This is a genomic window from Micromonospora sp. NPDC049645, assembly GCF_040675155.1.
In the GTDB taxonomy this organism is placed as follows: Bacteria; Actinomycetota; Actinomycetes; order Mycobacteriales; family Micromonosporaceae; genus Micromonospora.
This window is the reverse complement of sequence record NZ_JBFAOI010000003.1, coordinates 203919-224050: the sequence shown is the minus strand read 5'-3', so window position 1 is coordinate 224050 and position 20132 is coordinate 203919. Positions and strand designations below refer to the sequence as shown.

Sequence of the window (20132 nt, the reverse complement as noted above, 5' to 3'; positions counted from 1 at the left end):
AACCAAGAAGGATCTAACGCAACGACGCAGAGCAAGACCATTGCAATGAGGTGCACTGAACGCACCGTGACCCGCGACTCGTCCCGGGAGGTCAGCTCATCCCCGCGAACCGTTGAACCTGATCGATCCCACCCTCGACGATGAGCACCCCGCCCCGAGGAAGTGCCGTGTCGTCCGAGGCGTACTGGAAGCGTTCGCCCGGCAGCTTGGCGCCGACCACCCGCACCCCGAACCGCTCCTCCGGTCGCAGATCGAGCAGGGTGCGCCCAGCCAGGGGCTCCGGCACCCGGACGGTGGCGATGGCGAAGTCGTCGTCGAACTCGACGAAGTCGAGCAGCCTGCTGACGATCAGGTGGGCGACCCGATCCCCGGTCTCCGCCTCCGGAAAGATCACGTGGTGCGCGCCCACCGACGACAGGATCTTCGCGTGCTTCTGCGACGTGGCCCGCGCCCAGACCTGGGGCACCCCCAGCTCGACCAGCGCCAGCACGGTGAGCACGCTCGCCTCCACCGAGGCCCCGATGGCCACCACCGCCCGCCCGAAGCTGGCGATGCCCAGCTGCCGCAGCGCCCCCTCCTCGGTGGAGTCGGCCTGGACGACCCGGTCGAGCTGCGCCGACCAGCGCTGCACCTTGTCCGGGCTGCGATCGATGGCCAACACCTCACGGTTCATCCGGGTCAGCGAACCGGCCAGGTGACAACCGAATCGACCCAGACCGATCACGACGATGCCGCCGCTGTCCGCCCGTCTAGCCGACATCTCGGCCCTCCCTGCTCCACGGGCGTGTCTCGGAAGTGCCGGCCGGGCGACACCTGGACGCCGGCTCGGCCCGATCGACACCTCCGAAACACGCCCTAACCGACAATGGGTTGCTCCTGGGGATAGCGGTAGAGCCGGCGTCGGGTGTTCAGTGCGATCGCCGACCCGAGGGTGAGAGTTCCGACCCGGCCGATGAACATCAGCACGGTCAGCACCAGCTGACCGCCGGCCGGCAGTTCGGCGGCGAGGCCGACGGTCAGCCCGGTGGTGCTGAACGCGGAGGTGACCTCGAACAGGGCCGCGACGAAGCGGACGCCCTCGGTGAGCAGCAGCAACACCATCGTTCCGACAGTCACCAGTGCGACGCTGAGCAGCGCCACCGTGACCGCCTGCCGTTGACTGGCGGTGGCCACCCGCCGGTGCCCGATCGTCACGTCGGGCTCGCCCCGCAGCTCGGCCCAGAGGGTGAACGCCAGCAGGAAGAACGTGGAGACCTTGATGCCGCCGGCCGTGCTGGCGCTGCCGCCGCCGATGAACATCAGCACGATCAGGAGGGGATAGCTCTCCTCCTGGAGGGCGGTGATGTCCAGCACGCTGAAGCCGCCGGTGCGACTCAGCGCGATCTGGGTGAACGACGCGAGGATCTTGCCCGGTACGTCGTACTGACCGATCGTGCCCGCGTTGGTCCACTCGGCGGTGAGCAGGCCGGCGAAGCCGACCAGCAGCAGCACCCCGCTGCCCCAGATGGTCAGCTTTGTCGCCACCGCCCAGTGCGCCGGCTGACGCCACTCGCGGACCGCCTCGAACAGGGCGGGAAACCCGAGACCGCCGACGATCGCGCCGACCGCCAGCGGCAGCGACACCCACGGGTCGCGGCTGAACGCCAGCAGGCCGTCGGTGTAGAGCGCGAAGCCACCGTTGTTGAACGCCTGCACGGCGTGGAAGACGCCCGACCAGAGTGCCTGCCCGAACGGGTAGTCGTAGGTCAGCCAGAGCCGACCGGCGACCAGCACGGTCATCACCGCCTCGCAGGCGAAGACGGTCAGCGCGATCCGACGGAGCAGCCGGCCCACGTCGCCGATGCCGAACTCCGCGGTCTCGGCCTGCACCAGTAACCGGTTGCGCAGCCCGAGCTGGCTGGAGACCACCAGGATGACCAACGCCGCGACCGTGAGGATGCCGAGGCCGCCGAGTTGGGTGAGCAGGGTGATCACCAGCAGTCCGGCGCCGGACCAGTAGTTCGGTGTGTCGGTGATCGCCATGCCGGTGACCGACACGGCCGAGGTGGCGGTGAAGAGGGCGGTGACCACGGGTGGACGCTGATGCTCGACGGTGGCCCAGCGCGCCATGAGCAACCCGGTCCCGAGCAGGATCGGCACCAGGAACGCGAACGGCACCAGCCGCACGGGATTGCGGAAAAACCGGCGCACCAGACAATCTTCCTGTCCGCCCGCGGCCCTGGAGAGGGAACGGGCATTCCGGAGATTCATCTGCCGGCCAGCCATCGACCAACTCCCGGCAAATCACGGAGGGTCTGCTTACCCGGACCATCGATGACAGGAGACGGCGTTGCGACGTACCCTCTCGACCTTCGGCGTGGCCGGCGCTCTGCTCGCCGCCGCCGTGGCCCTGCCGACCGTGGCCGCCGCCGAACCGGTCACGACCGCGGACCGCTCCGGGGCGAACGACCAACCCATCGTGATCGGCCACCGTGGCGCCAGTGGCTACCGGCCGGAGCACACCCTGGAGGCGTACCGGTTGGCGATCCGGATGGGAGCCGACTACATCGAGCCGGACCTGGTTTCCACCTCCGACGGCGTGCTGGTCGCCCGGCACGAGAACGAGATCTCCGGTACCACCGACGTGTCGACCCACCCGGAGTTCGCGGCCCGCAAGGCCACGAAGACCATCGACGGTGTGGCGGTGACCGGTTGGTTCACCGAGGACTTCACCCTCGCCGAGCTGAAGACACTGCGGGCCAAGGAGCGTCTGCCGCAGGTACGCGTGGCGAACACCGCCTTCGACGGCCGCTTCGAGGTGCCCACCCTTCAGGAGGTCATCGACCTGGCCCGGACCGAGGGGCGGGCACGGGGCCGCACCATCGGCATCTACCCGGAGACCAAGCACCCGAGCTACTTCGCCTCGATCAACCTGCCGCTGGAGGGGCCGTTGCTCCGGGTGCTGCGGCAGAACAAGCTGGACCGGAAGAACTCTCCGGTCTTCATCCAGTCGTTCGAGACGGCGAACCTGCGCCGGCTGAGCCGGCTGACCGACGTGAAGCTGGTTCAACTGCTCGACGCCACCGGCCGCCCGTACGACTTCACCGCCGCCGGTGACACCCGCACCTACCAGGACCTGGCCACCCCGGCGGGGTTGAAGTGGATCGCCGGGTACGCCGACGGCATCGGCGCGAACAAGAACCTGATCGTGCCCCGGGACGCCGCCGGCGCCCTGCTCGCTCCGACCACCGTGGTCCGCGACGCGCACCGGGAACACCTGCTGGTGCACTCCTGGACGTTCCGCGCCGAGAACCAGTTCCTCCCGGTGGAGTTCCGGATCGGCACCGACCCGAACGCGCGCGGCGACATCACCGCCGAGTACGAACTCTTCCTCGGCCTGGGCCTCGACGGTGTCTTCAGCGACCACCCGGACACCGCCGTCGCCGCTCGCGCCGGCCGCTGACCCGACCCGGTGGAGGCTGCCCCGCCGAGCTGACCTCGGCCCGGAGCTGATCCGCTCCGGCCGACCCACCGGGCCGACCATGCCCGGCCCACACGCTGGCCCGTCGTCCGTCACCCGGACGACGGGCCAGCGGCACGTCCGGCCTCGTCCGCCGCGCAAGATCGCCGGACAAGATCGCACTCGATCCAGGAAGTAGTGGTGTCCCGGAGCGGGCGAGGCCACGACAACCAGGATCGAGCACGATCTTCAGGGCTAGGTGTACTCCCGCGTCTGGAGCCGAGGCGGCAGGGTCCTTCGGCTCAGCGGAACCGGGCGAATGGCGCGAGGCGACACACGGTTCGGGTGGTCCGTGGGGGTTGGGGCCATCGCGGGCGGGCGCTCTCGGCCGGTAGTGCGGCCCGTTGTAACCCTCGGCCACCTCATTCCTGTTACTTGTGTGTTTCTGCCACATAGCTCGTGGGTGACGTCACTTCTAGCGTGAGCCGACACGAAGAAGTTCTCTCCCTCCGAGTCCTCATGTGGAGTCGCAATGACGGTCCGGACGACGCGGCGGGTGTTCCTCTCCGCCGCCACGATGATGGCCGCGGCGTTGGCCGCCACGGCCTGTGGCAGCCCGCAGGACACCGCCACCGGCGGCGGCGACAGTGCCGCGCCGGTCAAGGTCGGCCTGGTGTACTCCCAGTCGGGAGCGCTGGCAAGTTACGGAAAGCAGTACATCGAGGGGTTCAACGCGGGCCTCGACTTCGCCACTAAGGGCACCGGCAAGGTCGGTGACCGGAAGATCGAGCTGACCGAGGTGGACGACGCGGGCGACCCGGCCAAGGCGGTCTCCGCGGCGAAGGACCTGATTGGCAAGGGCACGAAGATCATCGCCGGTTCCACCGCGTCCGGTGTGGCGTTGCAGGTCGCCCCGATCGCGGCGCAGAACAAGGTCCTCTTCATCTCCGGCCCGGCCGCCACGGACGCGGTGACCGGCGCGAACAAGTACACGTTCCGCTCCGGACGGCAGTCCTACCAGGATGTGGTGACCGCCAAGTCGTTCATCGGCGACCCGGCCGGCAAGAAGGTCGTGGTCTTCGCCCAGGACGGCGCGTTCGGCGACGCCAACGAGGCCGCCGTCAAGGCCGTCATCGGTGGCGCGGGCGCCACCGTGAGCAGTGTCCGGGCCCCGGCCAGCGCCACCGAGTTCACCCCGTTCGCCAGCCAGATCAAGGCCGCCAAGCCGGACCTGCTGTTCGTGGCGTGGGCGGGCACGACCGCTCCGGCCATGTGGCAGACCCTCGACCAGCAGGCTGTGCTCTCGTCCACCACGGTCGTCACCGGCCTGGACATCCGCGCCTCGTGGCCGACCTTCGGTGCGGCCGGCGCGAAGATCTCCTTCCTGTCGCACTACTTCGACGGTGCCAGCGACACCGAGGCCAGCAAGGCGCTGAAGGCCAAGGTCAACACCATCGACCTGTTCCACCCGGACGGCTTCGCCGCCGCGCAGATGGTGGTCCGCGCCGTACAGGAGGGCGGCGACGACGTCGACAAGATGGTCACCGCGCTGGAGGACTGGAGCTTCGACGGGGTCAAGGGCAAGATGACCATCCGGGCCGCCGACCACGCGCTGCTCCAGCCGATGTTCCAGGCCAAGCTGACCGGCAGCGGCACCGCGTTCACGGCGACCGCGCAGAAGAGCCTCACCGGTGACGAGACCGCGCCGCCGGCCGTGGCCATGAAGGGCTGACCCATGCTCGCCACCCGCGGTCTGACCTGGCGGATCGGTGAGGTCGCCATCGTCGACAGCGTCTACCTCGACCTGGCGCCCGGGGAGTTCCTGGGCGTGATCGGGCCGAACGGCGCCGGCAAGACCTCACTGTTCAACCTGATCACCGGCCTGCGCCGGGCCACGGAGGGCCGGATCACCCTGGACGGGCAGGACATCGGGGCGCTTGCGCCGCACCGGCGGGCCCGTCTCGGGCTGGGCCGTACCTTCCAGGCATCCTCGGTCTTCGGCTCGCTCAGCGTGCGGGAGAACGTGCGGCTCGCCGTGCAGGCGCACCGCGGGGGTTCGATGGCACTGTGGCGGCGAGCGGCGGCCGACCGGGAGGTGGCCGCCGCCGCCGACGCGGCGCTCGACCGGGTCGGCCTCGCCCACCGGGGTACGGCTCTCGCCGGCACCCTGGCCCACGGTGAGAAGCGCAAGTTGGAGATCGCCCTGCTGCTCGCCGGTGAACCGCGGGTGATGCTGCTCGACGAGCCGATGGCCGGGGTCAGCGCCGAGGACGTGCCGGAGCTGGTCGCCGTGATCAAGTCGTTGACCGGCGACAGTGGCCGGGCCGTGCTGATGGTCGAGCACCACATGGACGTCATCCTGGAGCTGGCCGACCGGATCGCCGTCATGCACCACGGCGCGCTGCTGGCCTGCGACACCCCGGAAACGGTGATGGCCAACCCCACCGTGCAAGAGGCCTACCTGGGGGAGTCGCTGTGAGCGCGAGGAGTGAGCCGGGTTTGCGAGCCCCGCAGTCGCGAACGGAGTCAGTCCTGTGAGCGGGAGGAGTGAGCCGGGTTTGCGAGCCCCGCAGTCGCGAACGGAGGCAGTCCTGTGAGCGCGAGGAGTGAGCCGGGTTTGCGAGCCCCGCAGTCGCGAACGGAGGCGGCTCAGCTGGAACCGATCCTCACCGTGGAGGAGCTGTCGGTCCGGATCTCCGGGCTGCACATCCTCCAGGGGGTGTCCTTCACGGTCGCACCGACCGGCGTGACCGTCCTGCTCGGCCGCAACGGTGTCGGCAAGACCACCACGCTGCGTGCGATCGTCGGCCTCACCCCGCCCGCCGGGGAGGTGCGCGGCACCATCCGGATGGGCGCGCAGAGCCTGCTGGCCCGACCCACGCACCGGCTGGTCCGCGGCGGGCTCGGTTACGTGCCGGAGGACCGCTGCGTGTTCGCCGGGCTCACCGTCGCCGAGAACCTGCGGCTCGCCGAGCGGCGTGGCACCACCCCGGCGTACGACAAGGTTTTCGCGCTCTTTCCGGAGCTGGACCGGCGTGGACGGCAACGGGCCGGTTCGCTCTCCGGGGGGCAGCAGCAGATGCTCGCCATCGGTCGGGTGCTGCTCAACGACAACCGGCTGCTGCTCGTGGACGAGCCGACCAAGGGGTTGGCGCCGAAGGTGGTGACCGAGGTGGCCGAGGTGTTGGAACGGGTCGCGGAGTCGGTGCCGGTGCTGCTGGTCGAGCAGAACCTGGCCGTGGTACGCCGACTCGCCCGGGACGCGGTGGTGCTGGCCGCCGGCAAGGTGGCCTGGACCGGCGACGCCCGGGAGTTGCTGTTGGAGACCGCGTTGACGAAGTCGCTGCTCGGTGTCGGCTCGGCGGAGGTGAACCACTGATGGGCACGGTGATCTTGTTGGCGTTGACCGGGCTGGGCCTGGCGGCGCTGTACTTCCTGGTCGCCTCCGGCCTGTCCCTGGTCTTCGGCCTGGCCGACGTGCTCAACTTCGCGCACGGGCTGTTCCTCGGCGTCGGCGCGTACGGCACCTGGTGGGCGGCGGGCAATCTGCCGGGCGCCGGCTCCGACGGGTTCGGCTTCGTGGTCGCGGTCGCCTTCGGGGTGGCTGCCGGCACGCTGGTCGCCGTCCTGGTCGAGTTGGTGCTGATCCGCCCGCTGTACTCGCGCACCATCGAGCAGGTCCTGGTCACCGTCGGGCTGTCCCTGGCCGGGGTGGCGTTGCTCCAGGCCACCTGGGGAGCGGACGCCCGGCCGTTTCCGCGTCCGGACTGGACCCGGGAGGTGACCGGGATCCTCGGCGCGCAGGTGCCCAACGGGGGCCTGCTGTTGATCATCGCGGCGGTGCTGGTGCTCGGTGCGATCCTGGCGTTCCTGCGCTGGACCCGGTACGGCCTGGTGATCCGGGCCGGGGTGGAGAACCGGGAGATGGTGACGGCGCTCGGCATCGACGTGCGTAAGGCGTTCACGCTGGTCTTCGCGATCGGTGGGGCGGCCGCCGCGCTCGCCGGCGCGCTGGGCGGGGTCTACTTCGGGACCGTCTCGCCCGGCCAGGGCGGTTCACTGCTGATCTTCGCGTTCATCGTGGTGGTGATCGGCGGGATGGGCTCGGTGGTCGGCTCCGCGTACGCGGCGGTCGTGGTCGGGCTGGTGCAGCAGTTCGTCAACTACTACGGCACGTCCGGGCTGGGCGACATCTGCGTGGTCGGGCTGCTGGCAGTGGTGCTGCTACTGCGCCCGCAGGGCATCGCCGGAAAGGTGGCAACGGCATGACGGTGATCGACGCGCCTCGCGCGCAGGTGCCCGACGAACTGACCCCGCAGCGGGGGCGGTGGCACCGGGCCCGCCCGTTCCTGCCGCTGGTCGCGCTGGTGGTGCTGGCGATCCTGCCGTACTCGACGATCTCCCTGCCGGGGATCTTCGAGGGGCCGGTCAACTCACCCGGCACCCTGCAACTGCTCGCCATCTGCCTGATCTTCGGTGGGTTGGCCGCCGGGTACGACCTGCTCTTCGGTCGGACCGGGATGCTCTCCTTCGGGCACGCGCTGTACTTCGCCGCCGGCGTGTACGGCACCGACATCCTGATCACCCGGGCCGGTCTGCCGCTGTGGCAGGCGGCGCTGCTGACCGTCACCGGCGGCACGATCCTCGCCGCGCTGCTCGGCGCGGTGGCGCTGCGCACCGTGGGCATCGCGTTCGCCATGGTCACGTTGGCGTTCGCCCAGGTGGGCGCGATCCTGGTGGCGCGGGACTTCGGTGGGCTGACCGGCGGCGAGGAGGGCCTGCCGCTGGACGTGTCCGGGCTGCCCGCCGGGCTGGTCGGGGTGACCAACACGGTCAACCTGTACTGGTTGGCGCTGGCGTACCTGACCCTCGTGGTGTTCGTGGTGCACCGGGTGAGCGGTTCGCCGACCGGGCGGGTGCTCGCCGGGCTGCGCGACGACGAGCGGCGCATCGGTGTGCTCGGGCTGGATCCGTACCGCTACAAGCTGGTGGCGTTCACCCTGGCCGGCGGGTTGGCGTCGGCGGGCGGCGTGGTCTACGTCCTGATCGTCGGCGGCGCGTCGCCGCACATCACGTCCTCCGAGTTGACCCTGTCGCTGCTGGTCATGGTGGTGCTCGGCGGGCCGGGCACCCGGTGGGGTCCGGTGCTCGGCGGTGTCCTCTACATGTACCTGGACCACCGGCTCACCGCCTTCGGCACGAGCGACGCGGTGGACAACCTGCCGGCCGTGCTCAGCCATCCGCTGAGCCAGCCGCTGTTCGTCCTCGGCACGGTCTTCATCCTGGCCGTCTACTTCTTCCCCGGCGGCCTGACCAGCCTGGCCCCCCGCCTGTCCCACCTGACCCGCACCCTCCGCCCCCGCCCACCCCGCTAACCCCCACCCCGCCCCCGGGGTTAGCCCCGTTGATCAAGAGGTTTGCGTCATCATCCGACCGGATCCTGACGCAATCCTCTTGATCAACAAGGGCTTGACGGACGGCGCTGGTAGAAATGCCGGGTGGAGACAGCAGAGCGGGCAGGCGTACGGGAGCGGGCCGAGGCGGTGCTGCGCCGGCTGGCCGGTGACCACGCCCGGCTGCGCGAGGATCAGTGGCGTGCCATCGAGGCGCTGGTCGTCGACCGGCGACGGGTGCTCTGCGTCCAGCGCACCGGCTGGGGCAAGTCGGCCGTCTACTTCGTGGCCACCGCCCTGCTCCGGGACCGTGAGCAGGGCCAGCAGGCCGGGCCGACAGTCATCGTCTCGCCGCTGCTGGCGTTGATGCGCAACCAGGTCGAGGCGGCGGCCCGCGCCGGCATCCGGGCCCGCACGATCAACTCGGCCAACCTCGACGAGTGGGACGAGATCACCGCCGAGATCCAGACCGGCGCGGTGGACGTGCTGCTGATCAGCCCGGAACGGCTCAACAATCCGGACTTCCGGGACGGCGTCCTGCCGAAGCTGGCCGCGACCACCGGCCTGCTGGTGGTCGACGAGGCGCACTGCGTCTCCGACTGGGGGCACGACTTCCGGCCGGACTACCGGCGGCTGCGGACGTTCCTCGCCGAGCTGCCCGAGCGCACGCCCGTGCTGGCGACCACCGCCACCGCCAACGCCCGGGTCACCCAGGACGTGGCCGAGCAGCTGGGCGACGCCCTCATCCTGCGCGGCACCCTGGACCGCGAGTCGCTGCGCCTCGGCGTGCTGGACCTGCCCAGCCCGGCGCACCGGCTGGCGTGGCTCGCCGACCACCTGGACCAGCTGCCCGGCTCCGGCATCGTCTACACGCTGACCGTGGCGGCTGCGGGGGAGACGGCCGAGTTCCTGCGCTCCCGGGGCTACCCGGTCGCCTCGTACTCCGGGCAGTCCGACGACGCCGACCGGCGGGCCGCCGAGCAGGACCTGCTCGACAACAAGATCAAGGCATTGGTCGCCACCAGCGCCCTCGGCATGGGCTTCGACAAGCCCGACCTGGGCTTCGTCGTCCACCTCGGCGCGCCGCCCTCCCCGATCGCCTACTACCAACAGGTCGGTCGCGCCGGCCGCGCCGTCGAGCACGCGGAGGTGCTGCTGCTGCCCGGTGTCGAGGACGCCGCGATCTGGCGCTACTTCGCCTCGCTGGCGTTCCCACCGGAGCAGCAGGTCCGGGCCGTGCTGGCCGCCCTGCACACCGACCGTCCGCTCTCCACCCAGGCCCTCGAACCCCTCGTCGACCTGCGCCGGGCCCGGCTGGAGCTGATGCTCAAGGTGCTCGACGTGGACGGCGCGGTCCGCCGGGTGCGCGGTGGTTGGCTCGCCACCGGCGAGCCCTGGGTCTACGACGAGGCCCGGTTGCGCCGCGTCGCCGAGGCGCGCACCGTCGAGCAACAGGCCATGCGGGAGTACGCGACCACGTCCGACTGCCGGATGCGGTATCTACGGGAGCGCCTGGACGACACCGGGGCGGCCGACTGCGGCCGGTGCGACAGGTGCGCGGCCCCACTCTTCGCCGCCGACGTGTCGACGGCCGCGCTCGCCGCCGCGCAGACCTTCCTGGGCCGACCCGGTGTGGAGATCGCGCCGAAGAAGCTGTGGCCGACCGGGCTCGACGCGGTGGGCGTACCCCTCAAGGGCCGGATCGCCCCCGCGGAGCAGGCGCTGCCGGGCCGGGCCGTCGGGCGCCTCTCCGACCTGGGCTGGGGTGGCCGGCTGCGTGCCCTCGTCGGCCCGGACGCTCCGGACGTGCCGGTGCCCGACGACGTCGCCGGCGCGGTCGTGGAGGTGCTGAAGGCGTGGGCGCACGGCGACGACCCGTGGCCCCGCCGGCCGGTGGCGGTGGTCGCGGTCGGTTCCCGGCGGCGACCCCGGCTGCTCGGCTCGCTCGCCGAGCGGATCGCCACCGTGGGTCGGCTGCCGCTGCTCGGCGAGGTCGGCGCAACCGGTCCCGGGGGCCCAGCCGGGCCGCGCGGCAACAGCGCCCAACGGGTACGCGCGCTGCACGACGCCTTCACCGTGCCGACCGACCTGGCCGAGGCCCTGGCCGGGCTGGACGGCCCGGTGCTGCTCGTCGACGACCTGATCGACTCGGGGTGGACGATGACGCTGGTGGCCCGGGCTCTGCGCCGGGCCGGCGCGCCCGACGTCCTCCCGCTCGCCCTCGCCGTGGCCGGCTGACCCGTTGCGGTTCGTCGCGTCCGGAGCCGTCGCTCGCGCTGCCCGCAGTGGCGGCGGTCGTGGCGCAGGCGCTGCCAGGTTGGTTCCCGGGCGGCGTCGAATGCGACAGTCGCCACGCCGTCCGGGCGTCGGCCCGACCCGATCGGAGCCGGCGGTACCGTGGGCGGCATGACCGACCAGCCGCCCGTCCGCCGCGCGTCCGCCGGCACGGACCTGACCGCCGGCGGCGAGGCCGGGCAGGGGCTGGGCGTGTCCGACCAGGTCTCCGCCGGGCCGGACCGCAGCACGCTCCGGCTGGCGCTGGTGGTCGGTGGGCTGGTGCTCGCGGTGCTGCTCGGGTTCGGCCTCGGCCGACTGAACGCCAACGGTGCCGCCACCGGCAGCCCGTCGTTGGCCGCCGAGCACACCGATCCACCGGGCGTCGGGCCGCACAGCCACGGCTCCGCCACGGGCACCGATCAGAGCGCGGCCACCGAGCCGGGCGGTCTGGCGGTCAGCTCTGCCGGGCTCACCCTGGCCCCGGTGGCCACCGACTTCGCGGTCGGCCGCCCCGGTCAGCTCCGCTTCCAGGTGCGCGACGGGCAGCGCCGGCCGGTCACCCGGTTCGCCATCGTGCACGACAAGCCGTTGCACCTCATCGTCGTGCGGCGGGACCTGACCGGTTACCAGCACCTGCACCCGACCATGGCGGCGGACGGCACCTGGTCGGTTCCGTTGACCCTCGCCCAGCCCGGCCTCTGGCGCGCGTACGCCGACTTCACCGTGGTCGCCGACAACGGCGCGCAGACGGCGGTGACCCTTGGCACGGATCTGGTCGCGCCCGGCGACTACCGGCCCCGTCCGCTGCCCGGGGCGGCCGTCTCGACGACCGTGGACGGCTTCACCGTCGGTTTCCAGGGCACCCCGCAGGCCGGGGCGACCGTGCCGCTGACCTTCCGGGTCGACGACGCCGGCGGTGCCGCCCGGCTGGAGCGGTACCTCGGGGCGTACGGGCACCTGGTGGCGTTGCGCGAGGGCGACCTCGGCTACCTGCACGTGCACCCGGAGCCCGAGCTGGTGGACGGCCAGATCAAGTTCTGGCTGACCACTCCCGGCCCGGGCCGCTACCGCCTCTACCTCGACTTCCAGGTGAACGCCGAAGTCCGAACCGCCGAATTCACCGTCGTAGTCCCCTAGACCGGCCCCACCCCTCGGGAGGAGTGGGTCAGCCGGCTCGGCGGATGGGGCGGCGGGCCAGGTAGCGGAGCAGGTCGCGGATGTGGTGCTTCTCCTCGGCGGGGACCGTGGGGTCGGCCAGTCGGTCCAGGATGGCCCGGACGTCGGCCTCGACCGGGCCGTCGTCGTGGCGTCGGCGGGGAGTGGGGCCGGCGTCGGGCAGCCCGAGCGCGCGGAACGCCGCGGCGACCGGCAGATCCAGTGCGGCGCAGAAGCCGCGAACCTTGGCCAACTCGGGATAATCCTGCCAATCGCCGGCCAGCCAGCGGAACACGGTGGAGCGACCCACGCCCGTGTGCGAGGCAAGATCGGTCACGGTCCAACCACGTTCGTCGCGAGCGTCATCGATGGCGCGCCGGACGAAGCGGGCGAAGGCCATCTGCGGTGATACGTCGGCGGATCCCATCCCTGTGTGTCTTCCCCCTCCCGCCGGAGCACCGGGGCGATGCGCCTTCCGAGGGTAGTACGCCCGGGGCGGGAAACAATTGACTGACCGCACAAACTGTCCCGTGGGCGAGACTTTCTTCTGGAAGCGTGTGTGCAGAACGAAAATTGCATCGAGCGATCATCGTCGTTCTTCCACTAAGCTCGGTGCCCGTCCCGACCTGGCGTCTTCCGCCCGCCGCATCCGACCGGACCACCGCCGAGGAGCACCATGGCCGAATCGAGCCGCCCCCAGCCGTACCAGCCCGGTGCGGTGAGCCTGTTCTTCGTCGCCAAGGCCGGCGTCTTCGCGGCCGCGTTCTGGATCTGGCTGCTGGTCCTGGTGCTCCGCACCGACTCCGCGACCGGTCTCCAGGTGCTGGCCGCCACCGGCGCCATCACCACCACGCTGGTCGCGGTCCTGCTCGGTGCCCGGATGGCGGTACAACACAACGCCGCCATCCGGCACGCCGAGATGAAGAGGCTGCTGGTGGACATCTCCTGGAACGCCTTCGCGGCAGCCGGAAACGCCGGAGGCTCGGGCAAGATCGTGCCATTCCCGACCGCCCCGGGCGACGGTGAGTGGTCCGCCCCGCGGTCGGTCGCGGACCGGGTGTCGGTCGTCGACCGCGGTGTCAGCGAACGCAACGGTGGCCGGGATCGCGGAGATCGTCGGCGTTAGCCACCGCCCACCGCACCGACCCGGGCACGTCGCCGGGCCGGCGCGGCCGGCCGCTAGGAGGCGGACGGCTCGTCGGCGGCCAGCAGGGTCTCCAGTCGCGGAGTGACCTGCCACTGGTCCACCAGCTCGCGGTACTCCGCGCGCTGCGGCTCGGTCGCCCCGGCGCCGGTACGGCGTGCGCGGATCAGCAGATTACGCGGCGTGTGCTGCGAGTCCACGAACTCCACCACCTCGGTCCGGTATCCGTGCACCCGCAGCAACCCGGCGCGCAGCGCGTCGGTGAGCACGTCGGCGAAGCGCTCACGCAGGATGCCCTGGCGAGTCAACAGCTCGTACGGTGCCGGGGTGGGGTGGGCACGGAGCTGCTTCGCCAGGTCGTGGTGGCAGCACGGCGCGGCCAGCACCCAGCGGGCCTCCCAGCGGACCGCGCGGGCCAGCGCCTCGTCGGTCGCGATGTCGCAGGCGTGCAGCGCCAGCACCAGATCGGGGGCGGGATCGACGACGGCGTCGGCGATCGTCCCGGCCACGAAGCTGACCCGGTCGGCCCAGCCCAGCCGCCCTGCCAGCTCGGTGTTGCGCCGCCGCTGGTCCTCCCGGACGTCCACGCCGACCAGCTGGACGTCGAGCCCCCGACTGGTCAGGTAGCGGTACGCGGCGAACGTCAGGTAGGCGTTGCCGCAGCCCAGGTCGACCACCCGCAGCGGACCGGTCAGATCGTCGGGCAGCGTCGCGGCCAGGGCACGCAGGAACGCGTCCACCTGGCGACGCTTCGCCGCCGAGCCGCCGATCTCCGCGAAGATCGGGTCACCGGGGTCGAGCAGGTACTCCTTGGCCCGGTCGTTGCCGGTGATCGCCGCCGCCGGGCGGGGAGTGGCCGCCCGATGCACCTGCGCTTCGCCGGATTTGGTCACCCGCAGTTGGAGCGTCGCGTCGGCCGTCTCGACGTGCCAGTTGCCGAACGGCTCGGCCAGCAGTTCGTCGACCGCCAGTGCGGCCTCCGGACCGGGGACGACGTTGCGGGTGTACGGGCGGGCACCGTCGGACGTGGTGATCTGCATCCGGGGCCCGGCCTTCAGCGTCACCGGCCGCAGTTCGGCCCGCTCGACGGTGGGGCGGCGTCCGCGGCGGCGTCCGGCGGCAACCGCCCGGGTCAGCGCGGGGTCGAGCAGCAGCGCCCGAACCTCGGTCAGGGCAGCGTCCAGTGGTTGCGGCATCGTTCCATCTTCGGCAGGTGGGGTGGGAGATGGGAACATCCCCCGTACCGCGCGAGGCGGTGCGGGGGATGTCAGGTGTGGCAGGTGTTCAGTCGGCGGTCGCCTCGGCCGGCGTACCCGCACCGGAACCGCCACCACGGCGGCGCCGGCGGCGGCGCGGCTTGGACGCCTCACCGTCGGACGCGGCGGCCGGCTCGGCGGGGCCGGCGTCGGCGGAGATCACCGCGGTCGCCTCGCCCGCGACCACCTCGCCGGCCCGGCGGCGACGCCGGCGGCGGGGGGTACGGCTGCCTTCGTCGGCGGCCTCGGCCGCGGGTGCCTCGGCGGCGGCCGGCGTGCCGGCGTCGGAGCGGTCGCGGCGGCCGTCGCCCCGACCACGGCGCTCGCCGCGACCCTCACCACGGCTCTCACCGCGTCGGGAGCCCCGACCACCGCTGTCGCCCCGGCGGGAACGGGTCGTCCCACCCAGGTCCTCTTCGATCTCGGCGGACAGGCCGGCGCGGGTGCGCTCGGCGGTGGGCAGCGTGCCGCTGACCTCGGTGGAGATGTGCAGGTCGGTGTAGAGGTGCGGCGACGTGTGGTACGTCTCCGGCGGCTCCGGCATCTCCAGACCGAGGGTCTTGTCGATGATCCGCCAGCGGGGCATGTCGTCCCAGTCGACGAAGGTCACCGCGACACCCGTCGCGCCGGCCCGGCCGGTACGACCGATCCGGTGGGTGTAGGTGTCCTGGTCTTCCGGGCAGTCGTAGTTGATGACGTGGGTGACGCCGGTGACGTCCAGCCCTCGGGCCGCCACGTCGGTCGCCACCAGGATGTCGATCTTCCCGGCCCGGAAGGCCCGCAGGGCCCGCTCGCGGGCGCCCTGGCCGAGGTCACCGTGCACCGCGGCGACCGCGAACCCGCGGAAGTCGAGATCCTCGGCGACCCGGTCGGCAGCCCGCTTGGTACGCGTGAAGATCATGGTCAACCCGCGCCCCTCCGCCTGGAGGATGCGCGCCACCACCTCGACCTTGTTCATCGAGTGGGTGCGGTAGACCAGCTGCTGGGTCTGCGGCGACGGGCCCGTCTCGGCGGTGTGCCCGGCGTGGATCGTCATCGGCTGGCGCAGGAAGCGCCGCGACAGGGTGACGATCGGGTCCGGCATGGTGGCCGAGAAAAGCATCGTCTGCCGGTCTTCCGGCAGCATCGCCAGGATCTTCTCGACGTCGTCGAGGAAGCCCAGGTCGAGCATCCGGTCGGCCTCGTCGAGGACGAGCGCGTGCACCCGGTCCAGGCGGAGGTGCTTCTGCTTCTGCAAATCCATCAGTCGGCCGGGAGTGCCGACCAGGATCTCCACGCCCTTGCGCAGCGCGTCGATCTGCGGCTCGTACGCCACGCCACCGTAGATCGGCAGCACGCGGACGCCGCGCGTGCGGCCGGCGGCGGCCAGATCCTTGGCGACCTGGATGCCCAGCTCACGGGTGGGGACGACGACCAGCGCCTGGGGGACGCCGTCGCTGCCCTCGCCCGGGGCGAAGACCCGGTCGAGCAGCGGTACGCCGAAGCCGAGGGTCTTGCCGGTGCCGGTGGGCGCCTGACCGATCAGGTCGACGCCGCGCAGCGCGATCGGGATCGCGTACTCCTGGATGGCGAAGGCGCGGGTGATGCCGGCCGAGGCCAGGGCCTCGACGGTCTCGGCGCGGGCGCCGAGTGCGGCGAACGTGGGAGCCTCCGGTCGGACCGGGGCGGTGGGAGCCAGTTCCTGGCCGTCCAGCAAATCTTGAGTCAGCTCGCTCATGTGGATGTGGGGGTGCCCTCTCGTGGGTGCGCCCGTCATGTCCTCAGGGCGCGATCGGTATGACGCGGGCCACACGGTCGGCGGCAGATTGCCGAGCCGGACCGGGCCGCACGCGCGCCGCGGGCTGAGCTTCGATCAGATCGGCGCCCACGGCAACTGCTCCATGTTACCTGAACAGGCACGCCTGCGTCCCGATTCCCACTCCGCCACTCGCCACGCGGGGCAAGCAATTGTGACCCACACCACATCTTGTCACTTGCCCCACCCGCCCTCACCCCACCCGCGCCCCGCCCCCACCCGCCCACACCCGCCCACACCCGCCCCGGCCCGCAACCCCGTCGGCGTCGATCATGGAGTTGTGGTGGGGTGCAAAGTTCGTGAAGCTGGATGAATCGGGCACCACTAGTCCATGATCGACCGGGACGGCGTGCAGGCCGTGCACGCGGTAGCCTGCGCTCGTGTTTGCCGTCGCCGGTTTGCTGGGTCTGGTCGCCTTCGGTGAGCTGCTCGCCTTCGAACGGATGGCCGGCGACGCCCGGCTCGCCCCGGACCTGCGCCGTCGGGCGGCGCTGAACGAGATGGCCGCGGCCGAGATCGCCAACTACCGGCGTTTGGCCGACCGGCTCACCGCGCTGGGTGTGTCGCCGGAGGAGGCGATGGCCCCCTATGTCGAGCCGCTGCAGGCGTACCACGACTCGACCGAGCCACGGGACTGGGCGGAAGTGGTCACCAAGGCGTACGTCGGCGACGCGATCACCGACGACTTCATCCGCGAGATCGCCGACGCGCTGGAGGATCCGGACCGAGCCTTGGTGCTGGACGTCCTGCACGACTCCCGGTACGCAGACTTCGCCGCGGCGGAGATCCGGCTGGCCGTGGCCGACGACCCCCGGGTGGCTGGTCGGCTCTCCATGTGGGCCCGGCGGCTGGTCGGAGAGGCGCTGTCCCAGGCCGGCCGGGTCGCCGCCGAGCGGGCCACGCTCACCACGCTGATCGCGCGGGACGGCCGGGTCGACGTGCCCGGCCTGTTCGGGAGGCTCACCACCGCGCACACCGCGCGGATGGCCGCCACCGGGCTGAACAACTGACAACCCGGTTGAACGAGAGACCGCCGGGCCGGTCAGGGCCCGGTGCCGGCCTGCGGCAGGTGGGCCGAACGCCGACCTGCCGCGATGGCCGGACCGGTCAGCGGACGGTGAAACCGACCGCCCGCGGCGACGCCTCGGCGATCTCGACGTAGGCGACCTTCTCGACCGGAACGATGACCCGCCGGCCCTTCTCGTCGGTCAGGGAGAGCGTGCCGCCGTTGCCGGCGAAGGCGTCGGTCACGATCTGCTCGATCTCGGCCGGCGACTGCGCGCTGTCCAGTACCAGCTCGCGCGGCGCGTACTGCACGCCGATCTTGACCTCCACTGTGCCTCCTCAACTGGGGCTAAAGAACCGCCCTGCGAAGGCTATCCGATCACGGGGTCGGCGGTCAGGCTGACTCACCTTGCAGCGGGAAGCTCGCGATGCCCCGCCACGACAGCGCGGCGACCAACGCTTCGGCCTCGGCCTTCGGCACCTGCCGGCCACCGGCCAGCCAGAACTGCGCGGCCGTCTCCGCCGCGCCGACCAGCCCGGAAGCGAGCAGCTCGGCGTGCGCCCGGCTCACCCCGGTGTCGGAGATGATGGTGTCGGTGATCGCCGCGATGCAGCCCTGCTCGACCCGCTCCACCCGCTGCCGCACCGCCGGGTCGTTGCGCAGATCCGACTCGAAGACGAGCCGGAACGCCTCGCTCTCGTGGTCGACGAAGTCGAAGTACGCCCGCACCGAGGCGCTGACCCGTTCCTTGTTGTCGCTGGTGCCCCGCATGGCCTCGTGCACTTTAGCGACGATGGCGTCACAGTGCGTGTCGAGCAGCGCCAGGTAGAGATCCATCTTTCCGGGAAAGTGTTGGTAGAGCACCGGCTTCGAGACCCCGGCCCGCTCGGCGATGTCATCCATCGCGGCGGCGTGGTAGCCCTGCGCGACGAACACCTCCTGCGCCGCAGCGAGAAGCTGCTTGCGGCGCGCGGAACGGGGCAGACGGGTGGGCCGGCCAGCGGTCTGTGCGCCGTTCCCCGCAGCGGTCATGGGTTCCTCCGAGTTCTCCGTACGAGCCGGCATTTTCCCCCCAGACCGGGCGAGGCCCGTGACCTCCGTCGTGGAAATGGCCCGCCGCTGTAACTTATCGCCACTCTCGGCACACGGTAGCCTCAGCGGGGGCGACCAAGGAGCGCGCGGTGAGTGAAACAGGGCAACCCGGAGCCGCCACCCCGGGAGAGCACGGTGACGGAGCGGGTCAGCACGACGACCCGAGCCGTTCCGTCAGTGGGTGGGCGCCTGCTGCGGGTGGGTGGCCCCGAGCCGCCGACCGCGAGGACGCCCGGGACGAGGCGCCGCGCTGGCAGCCCGACCCCGCGTCCGGCTGGCGTACCTCCTCCACCCGGCACGGCGATTTGCCTTCACCGCTGGTCGGCGGGTCGAGTGAGCTGGAGCCGCCGGCCCGCGCGAACGGCCACCACGCCAACGGCGTGCACCACCCGGAGGGCACCAACGGCGTCCGTCACCCCGGTCTCGAACCACCCGTGGGCCGTCCCACGCCGGTGAGCGCGCCGCCCGGGCTGCCCACCGAGGGTCGTCCCGGGGCTGCCGGCGACCGGCTCGTGGTGCCCGTCCAGCGTCCCGCGCCGTCGACGGAGCAGGGCGCCGCCGAGCCAGATCCGGGCCCCGCCCAACCCTCCACCGTCGATCCGACTGCCGGGCATCGTGCCCGCTGGGCGGAGCCGGGGTTGCCCACGTCGGCACCGCCGGCCGTCCAGGTGCCGCCCGTGGGCACCGCCGCGTCGGGTTTCGAGGTGCCGCCCGGCCTCCACGCGCCCGGCGGTGAGCGGCTGGCCGCCGACGAGGCCCCGACCGGGCCACGCGACTGGCGGGACCCGCTCGCACCGGAGCACCCCGCGACCCCCGGACGCACCCCGGCCGGGCACGCGGCCGAGAGCGAGCCCGGTCGCGCCGCCGACAGCTCCCGGCCGGGGGACACCCATCGCGCCGGCGACGCACACCATCCCGGCGAGGCGCACCGGGCTGGGGAGTCGTCGGCCATCGAGCCCGACTGGTCGGGGCCGAACTGGAACCGCCCGAGTTGGGGCGGCGGGTGGGCCCCGCCCTGGTCCCGCCAGGACGACGAACCGGTCAGCCCGGCGCCCACGGACGAGTCCGCGCCCGGCTGGGTCGCCGAGCCCCACCAGCCGTACGAGCCGGTGCGCGTCGAAGCCCCGCGCCCGTACGAGCCGGTGCGCGCCGATCCGCCCCGTGGATACGAACCCGTCCGGGCCGAGTCGGAGTCCACGTCGGAGCGCTCCGCCGAGCCGACCAGCGCGCCGCCCGTCGACCGGCCCTCCTGGGCGGGTGGTCCGACGCCGACCAGTGGTCCGCCCGCCGAACGGCCGAGCTGGGCAGGCTCCGGGGCGAGCAGCGGACCCCGGGCCGACCGCCCGTCCTGGGCCGGCGGGGCCGACCCCGAACCCATCAGCGCACCACCCGCGCGGCCGTCCTGGGCTGCGGGGTCCGATCCGTCGCCGACCAGCGTGCCGCCGGCGCGGCCGTCCTGGGCCGGCGGGTCCGAGGCGGCGACCGGCGCGCCATCCGGGCGGCCGTCCTGGGCTGCGGGGTCCGATCCGTCGCCGACCAGCGTGCCGCCGGCGCGCCCGTCCTGGGCCGGCGGGT

At 72.1% G+C, this 20132-nt stretch carries 17 protein-coding genes; 10 read left to right on the top strand and 7 right to left on the bottom strand.

Annotated elements, in window-relative coordinates; all coding sequences use genetic code 11:
* Window positions 1-91: 91 nt before the first annotated feature.
* Together AB0J33_RS09565 and AB0J33_RS09560 are read right to left on the bottom strand one after the other, a co-directional pair.
* Complete coding sequence (locus tag AB0J33_RS09565; protein WP_363611691.1) at window positions 92-760, bottom strand: TrkA family potassium uptake protein; 669 nt, start codon at window positions 758-760, stop codon at window positions 92-94.
* 95 nt (window positions 761-855) lie between these two features.
* A complete protein-coding gene (locus AB0J33_RS09560; RefSeq protein WP_363611689.1) occupies window positions 856-2190 on the bottom strand; it encodes a potassium transporter TrkG in 1335 nt (444 codons plus the stop codon).
* A gap of 139 nt (window positions 2191-2329) precedes the next feature.
* Here AB0J33_RS09560 and AB0J33_RS09555 point away from each other — a divergent pair, with 139 nt between their 5' ends.
* From AB0J33_RS09555 to AB0J33_RS09520, 8 genes are all read left to right on the top strand, one after another.
* A complete protein-coding gene (locus AB0J33_RS09555) occupies window positions 2330-3442 on the top strand; it encodes a glycerophosphodiester phosphodiesterase (protein WP_363611686.1) in 1113 nt (370 codons plus the stop codon).
* A gap of 529 nt (window positions 3443-3971) precedes the next feature.
* Window positions 3972-5171 carry a substrate-binding domain-containing protein gene (locus tag AB0J33_RS09550; protein ID WP_363611684.1) on the top strand — a complete coding sequence of 400 codons (1200 nt, stop codon included), beginning with the start codon at window positions 3972-3974 and terminating at the stop codon, window positions 5169-5171.
* 3 nt (window positions 5172-5174) lie between these two features.
* Window positions 5175-5918, top strand: coding sequence for an ABC transporter ATP-binding protein (locus tag AB0J33_RS09545; protein ID WP_334498563.1), 744 nt, complete (start codon window positions 5175-5177; stop codon window positions 5916-5918).
* 174 nt (window positions 5919-6092) lie between these two features.
* Window positions 6093-6818 (top strand): ABC transporter ATP-binding protein, encoded by a 726-nt coding sequence (locus AB0J33_RS09540; RefSeq protein WP_363612360.1) that lies wholly within the window; start codon window positions 6093-6095, stop codon window positions 6816-6818.
* A complete protein-coding gene (locus tag AB0J33_RS09535) occupies window positions 6818-7708 on the top strand; it encodes a branched-chain amino acid ABC transporter permease (protein WP_363611682.1) in 891 nt (296 codons plus the stop codon). Before AB0J33_RS09540 ends, AB0J33_RS09535 begins: the two co-directional genes overlap by 1 nt.
* A complete protein-coding gene (locus AB0J33_RS09530) occupies window positions 7705-8814 on the top strand; it encodes a branched-chain amino acid ABC transporter permease (protein ID WP_363611680.1) in 1110 nt (369 codons plus the stop codon). The genes AB0J33_RS09535 and AB0J33_RS09530 overlap by 4 nt, the downstream gene beginning before the upstream one ends.
* Before the next feature lie 123 nt (window positions 8815-8937).
* Window positions 8938-11070, top strand: coding sequence for a DEAD/DEAH box helicase (locus AB0J33_RS09525; RefSeq protein WP_363611678.1), 2133 nt, complete (start codon window positions 8938-8940; stop codon window positions 11068-11070).
* Between the two features lie 168 nt (window positions 11071-11238).
* Window positions 11239-12246 (top strand): hypothetical protein, encoded by a 1008-nt coding sequence (locus AB0J33_RS09520; protein ID WP_363611676.1) that lies wholly within the window; start codon window positions 11239-11241, stop codon window positions 12244-12246.
* 28 nt (window positions 12247-12274) lie between these two features.
* Here the strand turns inward: AB0J33_RS09520 and AB0J33_RS09515 are convergent, their stop codons facing one another.
* Window positions 12275-12691: a helix-turn-helix domain-containing protein gene (locus AB0J33_RS09515; protein WP_363611674.1), complete on the bottom strand. Its 417-nt coding sequence runs from the start codon at window positions 12689-12691 to the stop codon at window positions 12275-12277.
* A gap of 249 nt (window positions 12692-12940) precedes the next feature.
* Here AB0J33_RS09515 and AB0J33_RS09510 point away from each other — a divergent pair, with 249 nt between their 5' ends.
* Complete coding sequence (locus AB0J33_RS09510) at window positions 12941-13390, top strand: hypothetical protein (RefSeq protein WP_363611672.1); 450 nt, start codon at window positions 12941-12943, stop codon at window positions 13388-13390.
* A gap of 53 nt (window positions 13391-13443) precedes the next feature.
* On the opposite strand, the gene AB0J33_RS09505 is transcribed toward AB0J33_RS09510, so the two are convergent.
* Both AB0J33_RS09505 and AB0J33_RS09500 read right to left on the bottom strand, forming a co-directional pair.
* Window positions 13444-14604 (bottom strand): SAM-dependent methyltransferase, encoded by a 1161-nt coding sequence (locus tag AB0J33_RS09505; protein ID WP_363611670.1) that lies wholly within the window; start codon window positions 14602-14604, stop codon window positions 13444-13446.
* Between the two features lie 88 nt (window positions 14605-14692).
* Window positions 14693-16381, bottom strand: coding sequence for a DEAD/DEAH box helicase (locus AB0J33_RS09500; RefSeq protein WP_363611668.1), 1689 nt, complete (start codon window positions 16379-16381; stop codon window positions 14693-14695).
* Between the two features lie 458 nt (window positions 16382-16839).
* Between AB0J33_RS09500 and AB0J33_RS09495 the strand changes: the two genes are divergently transcribed.
* On the top strand, window positions 16840-17469 hold the full coding sequence (locus tag AB0J33_RS09495; RefSeq protein WP_363611666.1) for a ferritin-like fold-containing protein: 630 nt from the start codon (window positions 16840-16842) through the stop codon (window positions 17467-17469).
* Between the two features lie 97 nt (window positions 17470-17566).
* On the opposite strand, the gene AB0J33_RS09490 is transcribed toward AB0J33_RS09495, so the two are convergent.
* Both AB0J33_RS09490 and AB0J33_RS09485 read right to left on the bottom strand, forming a co-directional pair.
* On the bottom strand, window positions 17567-17794 hold the full coding sequence (locus AB0J33_RS09490) for a DUF3107 domain-containing protein (protein ID WP_030329796.1): 228 nt from the start codon (window positions 17792-17794) through the stop codon (window positions 17567-17569).
* A 64-nt stretch (window positions 17795-17858) separates the two neighbouring features.
* Entirely contained in the window at window positions 17859-18497 is a 639-nt protein-coding gene (locus AB0J33_RS09485) for a TetR/AcrR family transcriptional regulator (RefSeq protein WP_282264422.1), read from the bottom strand.
* Window positions 18498-20132 lie beyond the last annotated feature (1635 nt).